A 12,210-nucleotide genomic window follows, 5' to 3' on the forward strand; every position below is an offset into this window, starting at 1 on the left:
GTAGTTATTAGATGCATTCTATGTTCAGGACTAAAAATATTTAAAATAATTCGTTATAATTTCATATATTTGGTTAACCAAACTGGTTAACCAAATATATTTTATGAAAAAATCGATATTTATCTGCTCTTTTATTTTACTTTTTCATATAGGAAATGTAACGTCTCAAACGGTTCTAAATGCAAATGGACCAGGGAACACTTACGAGTTAATAAACTCTGTTTTAGCTCCCGGATACGATGTTATTGAAGCACCTGATTGCGCTCATACAGCATTTGGAAGACATATTGATGAGATTTTTGATGCCGATTTAAACACAAATGTATTTCGTTTTAACATACATGTTACGCCAGACAATGATAGATGTACAAGTGCTACCGATCGTCAGCGTAATGAAATTAAAGTTTATGACAAATCACCTAATAATTTAAAAGCAGTTGAAGGCGAAACTTTCGTTTATAAATGGAAATTTAAATTGGATGCTGGTTTTCAATCTTCTTCAAGCTTTACGCATATTCATCAACTAAAATCGGTTGGTGGTCTTTATGAAGATATGCCTATGTACACTTTAACAACCTATAAAGGCACTCCCGATAGACTAGCACTTCGTTATGCAGAAACCAATTCTCAAACAACAATAAAACAAACCGATTTAACGCCATTTAAAGGTGTTTGGGTAGACGTGACAGAAACCATAAAATATGGAACTTCTGGAACCTATTCCATAGAAATAAAAAAAGTAAGTGATGGCACTTCGCTTTTTAACTACTCCAACAATGCTATTATTAACTGGCAAACGGGGGCCGATTTTGTAAGACCTAAATGGGGTATCTACAGAAGTTTATTGAATTCTGTTAATTTACGGGACGAAAGCGTTTTATTTGCAAATTTCAGTATTGAAGAAAACCCTACCTTGTCTACATCCCACAATGAGCTAAATAGGCCTAAAATCAAAATCATTCCAAATCCTACAAACAATAATAAATTAGTTACTATTAATTATAGTCCAAACAGTGTTGATACTATTCATATATATGACAATTTAGGAAGGTTAATTAGTTCCTTAAAACCACACACTAACACTGTAGATGTTACAAATTTTAAAGCAGGTATTTACTTTTTCGTGTTAAAAAAAGATACCATCACTATTTCAACAGAAAAATTGATAATTCAATAAACCTACTTAACGAGTTTAACAAACATTTTATCGAAAATCCTTTATACATTTCGTAATATACTATTTATCAACAGGTAACATTAACTAAATAAAAGTTGTAATGTTTAAAAAAATATTTACATTTGAAAAAACTAAACTGGTAAACCAGTTTGGTTGTCCAATTAAACCAAATATTTTTTATAATGAAAAAAACTACTCAAAATCATCGCACTTTATTTAAAGGGTTTTTATTTAAAACTTGCATGTTCACATTCATACTCTTTTGTAATTATAATGTGTTTTCCCAAACCACTCACAATGTTAATAACCCTTCTCAACTAACCGCAGCATTTTCTGCTACACTTGCCCCAGGAGACACTGTTATTTTTGCAAATGGAACCTATTCTAACAGTGCCACCATGAAAATTAATGGTGTGGGTACTGAAGCAAATCCTATTACATATAAAGCGGTTACACCTGGTGGAGTAATATTCACAAATGGTCAAACAATGGATATTGGTGGAGAGTGGTGTATTATTGAAGGTTTTCACTGGAATGGTGGCAATGGTGCCAGTAATTTTATTGAATTTAGAGATGGTTCTAATTATGCTAACAATAGCGTTCTTAAAAATTGTGTAGTTCAGAATTTAGCTGGTGCTAGTACTTCAACAACAAGTGTAAAACACAATTGGGTAGTAATGTACGGTACTTATAACACTGTAATTAACTGCTCGTTTATGAACAAAACTACTTCGGGAAATATGATTCTTGCAGAGTACCAATTTAATGCTTCCCCTGATGGTACAGGTACCCCAAATACACGTTGTAACGAAGTTGGTCATAAAATTCTAAATAATTATTTTTATAATTATTCGAAAATAGACCCTGCTTTATCCAATTCTGGAGATAGTGAAGCGATTCGTATAGGTACTAGTGAGTATCAAAACGTAAATAGTAATGCCATCGTTCAGAATAATTATTTTGTTGCCGCTGATGGTGAAAATGAAATTATAACCAACAAAAGTAAAGGCAATAGCTATATTAACAACACTTTTAGAAGATGTAGAGGCTCATTAGTACTACGCCATGGTTCGCATACCACAGTGAACGGCAATTACTTTTTAGGTGAAAATGTTGAAGGTACTGGTGGTATTCGAATTGTTGATAGTAATCAAATAATTAGGAACAACTACATTCAAGATTGTATTACAGTTAATGATAATGCCATATGGAATAATGGTATCACCTTTTTAGGAGGAAACGATAGTAGTGCTGTGCTTTGTACTTCTACAAGCATGACTAACGGTTATCAAAAAGTTCAAAATATAGACGTATCCAATAACACGATTGTTAACACGAATGCGCCATTGTTTTTTAATATTAATACAGGGGTAACCAAACCATTGGGAACAGTTTTAGATAACTTAATTTATTTTTCGGGTTCTAACCCAAATACAACACCTGTTATTACTGGCAATACAACATCTCCAATAGCAATGGGTACCTCACTAACTTATGCAGGTAACGAATTTACAGGCACCACTGTAGGCCAAACAACTTATCCTGGTTTTACTGAAAACACTGGAATTACAGCCACTGCTTCGGGTGAAATTTTCACTTTCACAGGTGCATCAAACAAAGGTGCTGATATGGGTGCATATACTCCAGCAACGGATGCCATGGTTGGTTTTGAAATTGGAGCCTGTTTTTTAAATAATACAGGGAGTCCTATATCGGGTGATTGTAATGTTATAATACCTGAATCATTAATTGTTGGTGGCTTAACACCATTTACATATGCTGCGGAAAGCAAAAATGTTTCTGTTACAGCCAATGTAAGCTGGTCTGCTGTGTCTAACGATACTTGGATAACTATTGATACACCTTCTGGTACTGGTGATGCCACAGTTTCTGTAACGGTAACTGAAAACACAGATACGGTTGAAAGAAATGGAACTGTAACATTTACTCAAACTTCAGGAACTAGTAATATTGAAAGAACATTGAATGTTACTCAAGCTGCCCCACCACCACCAGACACAAGAGATGGCAAAACTAAAATAAACCCTAATGCTGCTGATGTACAGGTAGCTGGTTTTTGCCATGAAGAAACCGAAGCCAATGGGCACTCAGGAAAATTTAATGATGCCATTAATAGTTTAGACAAAAACTTGACTTCCCTATGGGCTGGAAGTGCTGCATTAGGTACTTGTGTGGACAACAGGGTATTTATAATTTATGATTTAAAAGGCGCATTTGATTTGGAGTTGGTTGATATTGCAACATCAAATAACAAAACTTACAAATTACAAATTTGGGTATCTTCAACCGGAACTGAAGATGCCGATTTTACAAATCCATTCCCTGAAGGAGACCTTTTAAGTAATGCCGATACGTCGTTTAAAGCCTTTGTTTTACCTAGCCCTGCTTTAGGAACGAAATATGTTAAAATAATTGGTAATGGTCAAGTTGAAAATACCTCTTCTAGATACACTAGTATACATGAAATCGAATTTTATGGAGATGCAAGTACACTTTCAGTAGATAAGAATCTAGTAGAAAATGCTTTTCAGATGTATCCAAACCCAGCAAAAAATGAATTGAATATCATTTCAAAAAATGCATCTATTAAAGCACTATCTATGTACAGTCTTGATGGTAGAAAAGTTTTTGAAACTTCAACAAAAGATAATACCAAAGAGCTAAAAATTGATGTATCATTTTTGGCAAACGGAACGTATTTAATTAATTTATCTGATAAAGCTAATTCAAGTAGTTCAAAAATATTTGTGGTATCACATTAAAACATTAAACCCTTAAATTAATAGCAAAAATGTCTTGTCTGAAACCTTTCGGCAGGACATTTTAATTTTGGATTAAACCCAAGATTATGCTATAAAACCGTAAATGCTAATAATCTAAATATTGAGCAGTTTATCGATTTTTATTAAATAATTGAAAGTGAAAATATTAAATTGGATAACCAAATTGGATAACCAATTATTCAACAACTAAATTTAATAACGACATGAAAAAAATCACTACTTTTCTTCTATTACTGCTTTCCGTTTCGGTAATAGGGCAAACCACGTATTACATTAACGACCCCAAAGATTTAATGGATCAAGTGTATGTACCAGGAGATGAAATTGTACTAGCAAATGGTATTTACGATACCGATGGTCGCGTAAAATTTAATGGCAATGGTACAGCAGACAACCCCATTGTTTTTAGGGCAGAAACTCCAGGAGGTGTTGTTTTTTCAGGAGGATTACAAATGCGAATTGGTGGAGATTACTGTGTGGTTGATGGTTTCTATTGGAAAGGTGGTTATGGATCTAGCAGTGTTATAGAATTTAGGGATAGTTACGATTATGCCAACCATAGCACCATCCAAAATTGTGCAATGGATGGGTTAACCGTTGATCCTGACGATTTTGAAGTAGGTGTTAGCGAAAAACACAATTGGATTACACTGTATGGAACTTACAATACCGTAATAAACTGTTCATTTATGAACAAACCTTCATCTGGGAATATGGTTCTGGCAGAACTTGCTTATAATTTTCAGGACGATCCTTGTGCTGTAGTTGGTCATACCATCAGTAATAATTATTTCTATAAATATGATAAAATTGATGCAGCATTAACAAATTCGGGAGATAGTGAAACGATACGTATAGGTACCAGTTCATTTCAAAATGTAGACAGCAGTTGTACCGTTAACAACAATTATTTTGTTGAAGCTGATGGTGAAAATGAAATCATCACAAATAAAAGTAAAAACAACAGCTATATTAATAATACATTTAGAAGATGTAGAGGTTCTTTAGTACTTCGTCATGGTTCTCATGCAACCGTTGATGGGAATTACTTTTTAGGTGAAGATGTTGACGGAACCGGAGGCGTTAGAATTGTAGATAGCGACCACAATATTACAAACAATTATATTCAAGATTGTATTACGGTTGGCAATAACGCCATATGGAACAATGGCATCACATTTTTAGGCGGTAGCGCTAATAATGCGGTTCCTTGTACTTCCACTAGTGTTTCAAATTCGTATCAAAAGGCTCTGAACAACAACATTTCCAATAACACTATTGTAAACACCAATGCTCCTTTGTTTTTCAATGTTAACACAGGTACAACCAATGTAACTGGTACAGTTTCTAATAACTTAATTTATTTTGCAAATGGTGATGCGAATATAACACCTGTTATATCGGGCAATACAGCTACATCATATAACGATTTTGGTACGGCATTAACTTATACTGGAAATGTTTACACTGGCACTACTTTGGGTGTATCAAATGGTGGTTTTGCTGAAAACAATGGAATTACCGCTACCCCAGAGGGCGAAATTTATACTTTTTCAGGGGCTTCTGGTAAAGGTGCCAATATGGGAGCTTACGCTCCAACAACAGATGTAATGGTTGGTCATGGTATAGGTGCCTGTTTTTTAAATAATTTAGGTGTTAAAATAACCGATGGTAATTGTACCATCATAATTCCTGAATCTTTAACGGTTAGCAGTTTATCAACACTTACCCATGATGCAGCTAGTTACGACGTAACTGTTACTGCTAATGTAAGTTGGACTGCAGCATCAAACGATGCGTGGATATCTATTGATACAAATTCAGGTACGGGAGATGCTACAGTTTCAATTACAGTTACTGAAAACACAGGTACAGAAAGCAGAAGTGGTACTGTAACTTTCACACAAGTTGGAGGTGATGGTGATGGGACTACCAAAACATTAAACGTTACTCAGGATGCGCCTCCTCCACCAGACCCACGCGATGGCTTAAACTTAATAAACAAACTTGCATCAGACGTAGATGTAGCTTATGTTTCCAATGAAGAAGTAACTTCTACAAAAAACAATATCGCCATACATAGCTTAGATAAAAATTTTGGGACACAATGGGCAAGTAATGGTACCCTAGATCCGGGTGGAAGCGGACATTCCATCATCATTTATGATTTAAAAGGTGGTTTTGATTTGGATTTGGTTGATATTGCTACTACCAATGGAAAAACATATTTCTTGGAAATTTTGGTGTCTTCAACAGGTACAGCCAACGAAGATTTTACCAATGCATTTCCAGCTAGCGGAGACCTTATAAGCAACACAGATGCTTCATTCAAAGCTTTTGTTTTACCTACACAGGCCAAAGGCACCAAATACGTTAAATTAATTGGAAAAGGGCAAGCTAGTAGTACGTTTACTACCATTCATGAAATAGAATTTTATGGAAATGCTAGTACACTTTCAATAGATGACAAGCAATTAATAAATCAAATTAAAGCATATCCAAACCCTGTTAGCGATATACTAACAATAAGCCAAATTAAAACCCCAGTAAAAACACTAGAAGTTTTTACTTTAGATGGTAGAAAAGTTTTGGAAAAACCTATTAAATCCTTTGATTCTGAAATTAAAGTAGATGTTTCTTCTTTTTCTAATGGTGCTTATATTTTAAATATTATTGGTAATGATTCTTCAAGAATTTCTAAAATGATTATTGTTTCACATTAATCATAGAGGTTTATAATTAAAAGTTTCTTTTTATTAAATATGTATCTTCGCATAAAATAAAAAGAAACTTTTTTATGCCCTTAAACATCGTACTTATAGAACCCGAAATACCCAACAACACTGGTAATATTGGGCGTTTGGCACTAGCTTCTGGTTCTACTCTACACTTGGTAAAACCTTTTGGTTTTGAAATAGATGATACCCGTTTAAAACGCGCCGGTTTAGACTATTGGAAACACGTATCCATTATTTATTACGATAATATAGACGAATTCTTCAACAAAAATAAAGATGCTAATATGGTTTTTCTTTCCAGTCATGGCACTAAAAATCATTGGGACATTCCTTTTGAAGACAATCAGTTTTTAGTATTCGGAAAAGAATCGGTAGGACTCCCAAAATCGATTATTGAAAAACATGCCGATAGACTTTTTAAAATCCCGCTATATAGCGAACATGTTAGAAGTTTAAACCTTGCAAATGCTGTTGCCATTGTTGTTTATGAAGGCTTAAAACATTTATAATTAAAGTTTTTACAAAAATATTTAACACATTAAACCTTTTTCTAATTTTAGAGTCAAAGTGCATAATAACAATCTAAAACTTTAAAATAATGAAAACAACAATTTTAAAATTCGCTTTATTCTCATTTGCTTTATTAGCTTTTTCTCAAGTAAACGCTCAAGACAGACAAAAACCAGATCCAGAAAAAATGTTTACTGCTTTAGACACAAACAAAGATGGTACGGTTTCTTTAGATGAAATGAAAGCACGCAAAACAAAAAGAGAAGTTACTCCTGAAGCTCAAGAAAAAAGATTTGCTGCTATGGATGCCGATGCGAATGGCGCTATAACTCTAGAAGAGTTTAAAACTGCTATGGCCAAAGTAAAAGGTAGAGGTCAAGGTGAAGGCAAGAAAAAACAGGAATAGTTAGTTGTTTTATCTCATATTTAAAAGGTTCAAGTAATTAACTTGAACCTTTTTTCTTTTCGTTTTGTTTCAACATATTCAAATACATGGCTTCCACCTTTGTTCTTGCCCAAGGGGTCCTTCTTAAAAATTTTAAACTTGACTTAACCGTAGGGTTGCTTGTAAAACAATTAATTTTAACGGTATGCCCCATATACTCCCAACCATAATGCGCTACCAAATCGTTAATAATTTGTTCTAGCTTTATGCCGTGCAAGGGGTTATTTGGTTGTTGTTCCATAATGGGATTCTATTTTAGGTATCTAAAATAAGTGTTATTTTCTATAATAAACAAAAGCATAGACGTGTCAGGTCGAGCGCAGTCGAGACCTTCTTAAACCTCTCGACTGCGCTCGAGGTGACAACGTATTATTTAATCAACAAAAAAGTTCTATGCGACTATTTTTACTAAATCTCTAATTTTTACCGCCTTTTCAAAATGGTCTAACTTATGGATTTTTATCCACCATGTAGCAACTTCCATAAGCAACTCGGGGTTATCATTTTTATTCGCAAAAAATGCATAAAAAGACACGCCTACTTTGTCGCCTTTAGTTTGTATTTTCTCGTCACAAACCTTTATTATTTTAGCTTTTAAACTGGGCGTCATACCTATTAATTACGTCTGTCGTTTCGTCTTCTTTCGTTGTTGCGTTTTGGGCGCCTGCTACTATCATTCTTCTGGGTATTGTTACTTGCAGAACGTTCGTTATTTCTAGAACGGTCTCTTCCCCCACGTTGTTGGCGTTTTTCAGGTTCGGTGGAAGCATTCGGGTCGGGTTCAAAGCCTTCTACTATTTCAACAGGAATTTTTATTCCTACCAATTTTTCAATATCTCTTAAATAAGTAGTTTCATCAGCACTTACCAACGAAAGTGCTTCACCACTGGCTCCTGCTCTACCTGTTCTACCAATTCTGTGTACATAATCTTCAGCAATATTGGGCAATTCAAAATTAATAACATGTGGTAATAAGGGAATATCCAAACCACGTGCTGCAATATCAGTCGCTACCAACACACTCACACTGCCGTTTTTAAAACCACCTAATGCTTTGGTTCGTGCGCCCTGGCTTTTGTTACCATGTATAGCAGCCGCTTTAATGCCTGCTTTCCCCATTTTTTCACACAGCTTATTAGCCCCATGTTTGGTACGGGTAAATACCAATACTTGTTTCCAGTTTCCGTCTGAAATCAACTTAATAATCAAATTGGTTTTTAAACCTTTGGCTACTCTATATACTTTTTGGGTAATGGCATCAACCGTGGTGTTTTCAGGCGTTGCCTCAACTTGCACGGGATGATTTAAAATACCATGTGCCAATTTTTTAATATCAGGTGAAAAGGTTGCTGAAAACATTAAGTTTTGGCGCTTTTCTGGCATTATTTTAATGATACGTTCTATATCGCGTAAAAACCCCATATCTAGCATACGGTCGGCTTCATCCAAAACCAAAATCTCCACACGCTTCAATGATATGTGGTTTTGATTGATTAAATCCAACAAACGCCCTGGGGTGGCTACCAATACATCAATACCTTGGCGCATGGTGGCTACTTGTGGGTTTTGGTTAACGCCGCCAAAAATAACGGCACTTTTCAAGTTTAGAAATTCACTATATTCCCTAACATTCGCATATACTTGAGCCGCCAATTCTCTTGTGGGGGTTAGTATCAACGCTCGAATGGGACGATACTTTTCTTTTGGGTTTTCAGATAAAATATGTAACAACGGTAATGTAAAACCTGCTGTTTTGCCCGTACCCGTTTGGGCACTTGCCAATACATCTTTTCCTTGTAATATGGGTGGAATGGCTTTTTGCTGTATGGGACTTGGGGTAGTGTATCCCTTTTTGCTAATAGCTTTTAGCAAGGCTTGGGATAAGCCTAATGAGTTAAATTGCATATAAATTGTTTGGTAAACCCTTAATGGGCATTTTGAGATGACAATCTATAATATAAACATCACCTCTAATTTTTATTAAGCCTCAAAGGTACTGTTTATTTAGGTATCTGATGGTAGACTTTAAATATAAGATTTTAAAACAGTTAATTCAAAGATATTAGATCTTATTGATTATTTCAGAAAAACCAAAGTTCAGGAACATAAATGTAAGCAGAATAGATACGAATCGCCCTTAAATAAAAAAGCGCCTGATTATATTTCTATAACCAGAACGCTATTCCTAACAAAAAAACCAAAAAACTCAATCAAATTGAATTTTTTAAAAACAACCTTTCTTATTCATATATGTTTAGGTTCTTTAAATGAATCCCTCATTTTAAAAAGTATCCCTCTTTTCGTATTTTAAAATTTATAGGCTATCGTGCCTTTTATAAAAAATGGCGTTCCTGGTGTAAAATGAATTTCTTCAACAGGTTGTGCTTCATTTTGAAGTCTTGATTCGGTGGCGAATTGGGTTTCATTCCATTCAGTATCAAATAAATTTTCAATAACCAAACCTAAAGTGATGTTGTTAAAACTGTAATTAACATTAAAATCGGTAACGAAATAGCCGTGGGCTACAATAATATTATCTTCGTTTGCTGGTCTATCATCTATATATCTGTAACGCATACCTCCAGAAAAACCATTCAAATTATTAACCGAAATACCACCTGCCATGGTAAAATCTGGTGCCAAGGGAATGTAATTTTCACCGTTTGGGTCTTCCGTACTACGTGCATATGTATAGGTTGCATCGGTATCAAAATACAACCAATTGTTTAATTGGTAACGCAAGCCTAAATCTGCTCCATATCTTGCCGTTTTTCCGCTAGGTTCTACAATACCTGCATCACCTACATAAACAAACTCTTGTTCCAAAAACAAATACCATAAGGCTGAATTCACAATAAGTTTAGGCAATGGTTTCCAAATTGACCCTAAATCGACTCCATAAGAACGCGGTAATACCTCCTTCCCTTGTTGGCTCACTACCACACGTGTATCGTTGGAATGAAAACCCATCCCAGATTTTAAATACAACTGTAAATTGGAAGCGGCATCATAATAAAAATTAAGTTTTGGGCTTAACATGGTTTTAGTTTCAGCTTGTGATATATAGTTGGTTTGCAACTTATCATGGTACAGAAACTTAAAATAATCTAAGCGTAATGCAGGTGCAATTTTGAATTTACCAAAATTGAACTGCACATTGGTAAAAGCGCTTAAGTTAGTTTGGTTTAAATCGCCCAACTGAATTTGTTCTAAAGTGTTACTTTTGTTAAGCGTATGCGATAATTCAATATCATTAATAATATCATGTCTTAAACTAATACCTGAGGTTGTTGTAACTTCTGTAGCCCCCAAATTGCTTTCGTTTGTAATGGCTGTATTGAAACCCAAAATATGACGGTTCTCTTTCTGCTTAATTTGGTCGCCATTAGTAGGGTCTTCTAAAAAGAAGGTGAAATTCGAATACAGTTCAAAGCCATAATGCGAGTAGAACGCATTGGTTTTTAATGTTGAATGATCTGAAATATGCTTATTGAATTCTACATTGAAATTAGTACGTTGGGTAGTACCGCCTTCGGTATCATCAATGGCTCCAAAACGGGTGATGTTTCCATTATCAACTTCACGCTGTGGAATTTGACCCGAAGCATCCCAACGACTTGTAAAATGTGATAGGGTTAATGAAAGTTTATCGTTAATAGGCGAAAAGGTAACGTATTTTCCAAATAAATTAAGACGATTAAAATTTTGTGGCGACTCGTAAGGCCCATCATTAGCCAAATATTCAGTAGCTAAATAGGCATTTTGATTTTTTGTGTTTTCCAATAAATTAAACAAACCAAGTGTACGCAAACTATTAAATTGACCAATGGATAACGCTACCGAACTTTCTTTTAAATAATCTTTAGTTGAAAAATCTACATAACCCGCGGTGGCAAAATCACCACGTTCGGCATAATAAGATCCTTTACCAAAATCTATTTTATTAACCGTTTCTGGTATTACAAAATGTAAATCGCTATACCCTTGTCCGTGTGCATGAGACACCATATTGATAGGCATCCCATCAACCGAAAGTGAAATATCGGTACCATGGTCGATATCAAAACCTCTTAAAAATATTTGTTCTGCTTTACCGCCACCTGCATGCTGACCGATGATTAAACCAGGAACTTTACGCAATATTTCTTGAGAAGAATTTACAGGATTCGTATTTAAGTCCAATCTGGTAATGGTGCTAACAGGGTTTAAAGTTTCGGTAATAACCAATTCATCTAACTGAAATGACTTTTCTTCTAAAACAATGTTAAGCTTCTCGTTAAAATTTGATTCATTTAAAGCAATGGTTCTATTTTTAAAACCTAATAACCCGATGCGCAATGAATCGCCCCCCTTATTATCGGCTAATACAAACACACCATTTTCAGACGAATGTGCATGACTTTTTGAATTTAAATTATATATATAAGCTGCTTCCAAAGGTTGGTTTGCACTGTTAGTTACCACACCTTTTATTTGTTGAGCGTTTGAAACGGTTACAAATATGAAAGAAAGAATAAGAAGATACGATTTCATGGT

At 34.7% G+C, this 12,210-nt stretch carries 9 protein-coding genes; 5 read left to right on the forward strand and 4 right to left on the reverse strand.

Translation table 11 applies throughout. The annotated features are described in order from the left end of the window. Positions 1–103: 103 nt before the first annotated feature. The 5 genes from J8H85_RS07925 (at position 104) to J8H85_RS07945 (ending at position 7,635) form a co-directional block, all read left to right on the forward strand. Positions 104–1,177, forward strand: a complete 1,074-nt coding sequence (locus J8H85_RS07925; protein WP_209654296.1) for a T9SS type A sorting domain-containing protein — start codon at positions 104–106, stop codon at positions 1,175–1,177. A 242-nt stretch (positions 1,178–1,419) separates the two neighbouring features. After that, positions 1,420–3,960, forward strand: coding sequence for a chondroitinase-B domain-containing protein (locus J8H85_RS07930; protein ID WP_245243757.1), 2,541 nt, complete (start codon positions 1,420–1,422; stop codon positions 3,958–3,960). Positions 3,961–4,184: 224 nt separating this feature from the next. Beyond that, positions 4,185–6,704 (forward strand): chondroitinase-B domain-containing protein, encoded by a 2,520-nt coding sequence (locus tag J8H85_RS07935; protein WP_209654300.1) that lies wholly within the window; start codon positions 4,185–4,187, stop codon positions 6,702–6,704. Positions 6,705–6,778: 74 nt separating this feature from the next. Then, positions 6,779–7,228 (forward strand): tRNA (cytidine(34)-2'-O)-methyltransferase, encoded by a 450-nt coding sequence (locus tag J8H85_RS07940; protein ID WP_209654302.1) that lies wholly within the window; start codon positions 6,779–6,781, stop codon positions 7,226–7,228. An 89-nt stretch (positions 7,229–7,317) separates the two neighbouring features. Beyond that, positions 7,318–7,635 (forward strand): EF-hand domain-containing protein, encoded by a 318-nt coding sequence (locus J8H85_RS07945; protein WP_209654308.1) that lies wholly within the window; start codon positions 7,318–7,320, stop codon positions 7,633–7,635. A 37-nt stretch (positions 7,636–7,672) separates the two neighbouring features. On the opposite strand, the gene J8H85_RS07950 is transcribed toward J8H85_RS07945, so the two are convergent. The 4 genes from J8H85_RS07950 to J8H85_RS07965 form a co-directional block, all read right to left on the reverse strand. Beyond that, positions 7,673–7,915 (reverse strand): VF530 family protein, encoded by a 243-nt coding sequence (locus tag J8H85_RS07950; protein ID WP_209654310.1) that lies wholly within the window; start codon positions 7,913–7,915, stop codon positions 7,673–7,675. Between the two features lie 150 nt (positions 7,916–8,065). Beyond that, positions 8,066–8,284, reverse strand: coding sequence for a DUF6500 family protein (locus J8H85_RS07955; protein ID WP_209654312.1), 219 nt, complete (start codon positions 8,282–8,284; stop codon positions 8,066–8,068). A 5-nt stretch (positions 8,285–8,289) separates the two neighbouring features. Further along, positions 8,290–9,579, reverse strand: coding sequence for a DEAD/DEAH box helicase (locus J8H85_RS07960; RefSeq protein ID WP_209654314.1), 1,290 nt, complete (start codon positions 9,577–9,579; stop codon positions 8,290–8,292). A gap of 402 nt (positions 9,580–9,981) precedes the next feature. Continuing rightward, positions 9,982–12,207: a TonB-dependent receptor gene (locus tag J8H85_RS07965; RefSeq protein WP_209654316.1), complete on the reverse strand. Its 2,226-nt coding sequence runs from the start codon at positions 12,205–12,207 to the stop codon at positions 9,982–9,984. Between the last annotated feature and the right edge of the window lie 3 nt (positions 12,208–12,210).

This window comes from Mariniflexile gromovii (assembly GCF_017814435.1).
GTDB lineage: Bacteria > Bacteroidota > Bacteroidia > Flavobacteriales > Flavobacteriaceae > Mariniflexile > Mariniflexile gromovii.